The 1913-nt window shown below is 41.2% G+C and carries 2 protein-coding genes; both read right to left on the minus strand.

The genetic code is table 11. The features are described 5' to 3' along the window. Positions 1 to 96: 96 nt before the first annotated feature. Complete coding sequence (gene bioD / locus AC1WIP_RS15290; RefSeq protein ID WP_481142635.1) at positions 97 to 780, minus strand: dethiobiotin synthase; 684 nt, start codon at positions 778 to 780, stop codon at positions 97 to 99. Then, positions 773 to 1744 (minus strand): biotin synthase BioB, encoded by a 972-nt coding sequence (gene bioB / locus AC1WIP_RS15295; protein ID WP_481142636.1) that lies wholly within the window; start codon positions 1742 to 1744, stop codon positions 773 to 775. Before bioB ends, bioD begins: the two co-directional genes overlap by 8 nt. Between the last annotated feature and the right edge of the window lie 169 nt (positions 1745 to 1913).

Raw genomic sequence — 1913 nt, forward strand, 5'->3', positions numbered from 1 at the left:
GTATATAAATAAACGCCATTAGCATCCACTATTTTATATGGTGCTTTCATTGTCTTCATTTGTTCATATGGATACCAAATCATAGTTTAATTCCCCCTAATCATATAATGATTTCAACAGCTCAGTGGAAATATCCAACTCCGTATCACCATCTTTGACGCATGCAACAACCTTTGTGCCTGTTAAATATTCACACATTTTCAAGTTATCTTCATGCAGCATATTTTCAGGCTGAAAATGATTGAATATAATTCCCTTTAGCGGAATATTATTTTTTTTCATATAAAAGGCTGTCAGTCCTACGTTATTGATAGTTCCAAGCCCGGCATCTGCAACCAGGAGACAGCTTAACCCACATGCCTTAATAATATCCTGAAGCCAGATTTTTTCCTGTTTAAAACAAATTGGACACAGAATACCGCCTGAGCCCTCCATAGTAACATACTCATATTTCTCACAGACCACCCTGAATTTTTCAAGGACCCAGTCCCGACTGACAGGATTTCCTTCCAGCACGGATGCCAAATGAGGAGAAACGGCATGCTCATATACATATGGACACATTTCTTCCAAAGGTTGTTCAATCCCTGAAATCTCCTTCACATACATCGCATCTCCCGGAATCAGGCTTCCATCAGGTCTCCTGTGATTTCCACTCATGGCAGCCTTGTAGTATGCTGAATGTACACCGTTTTGTCTCAGCTTTTTCAAAATCAGACCTGACACAAAGGTTTTTCCTATATCAGTTCCTGTTCCTGTGATAAACAATTTTTTACTCATTGCAATACCTCACCTCATAGCCAAGTTCTTTTAACAGCATCATATCCGTATCAACAGTTATCCCTGCCGTTGTCAGCATATCACCTGATATTGCCGCATTTGCTCCGGAAATAAAGCAGCTTTTCCCTTTATCCTCAAGCAGCCCTCGTCCTCCTGCAAGCCGTATGGAGGCATCAGGAAGGATAAATCGGTATACAGCCACAATACGACGCATATCCTCTAGGGTCAGCCTTTTATTTTGTCCCATCGGGGTTCCGGGAATGGGATTAAGCATATTTACGGGAATACTTTTAATTCCAAGCTCCCTAAGTGTCAGTGCCATATCTATTCTGTCCTCCGGTGCTTCTCCAAGCCCCATAATTCCTCCGCTGCACACCGAAAGACCGGCTGCCTGGGCTGCACGTATAGCATTTATCTTATCATCAAAGGTATGGGTGGTACAGATGTTTGGAAAATTCCTGCGTGAGGTTTCCAGATTATTATGTACTCTTGCTACCCCTGCCTTCTTTAATTTTCTATATTGCCCTTCATTCAGCAGACCAAAGGAAATACACACGGAAATTCCTGTTTCTTCTCTGATTTTCCTTACAACCTCACACATCTTGTCCACTTCATCATCAGACAAACGTTTTCCCGAGGTAACAATGGAATAACGCAGTACTCCCTGTTGATGGTTTAATTTTGCCCGTGCAACAATTTCTTCCGCCGGCAGCAATGGATATTCTGCCGCATTTGTATGATTATAGGCAGACTGGGCACAAAAACGGCAGTTTTCGGAACACCTGCCGCTTTTCCCATTGATAATTGTACAAATATCAAATCCATTGGAGCAAAAATGCCTGCGAAGCTCATCAGCTTTCTGACATAATTTTTCCAAAGGCTGATTATACAGTTCCATTGCCTCCTGCCCTGTAATCAATTTTCCTTCAAGAATCTCATTGCCTAAAGTTTCCACATCAATCATAGTTCATTATATCCTTTCAGCTTTAATTAAGGGAATCAATCGTTTCCCTAGAATTGCCCCTATAATACACAACAGAATATCACCCGGAACAGTCAGTATAAAGCAATATAAGAACAACGGCCACAATCCTATAGGTGTTCCAAGATAAAAGTCACTAATCATATAGTAG

This window comes from Acetatifactor sp. (genome assembly GCF_982438285.1).

Excerpts from the sequence above, each read along its gene's own strand:
- bioB (WP_481142636.1), bottom strand. The coding sequence starts at position 1,744 with ATGATTGATGTGGAAACTTTAGGCAATGAGATTCTTGAAGGAAAATTG.
- bioD (WP_481142635.1), bottom strand. The coding sequence starts at position 780 with ATGAGTAAAAAATTGTTTATCACAGGAACAGGAACTGATATAGGAAAA.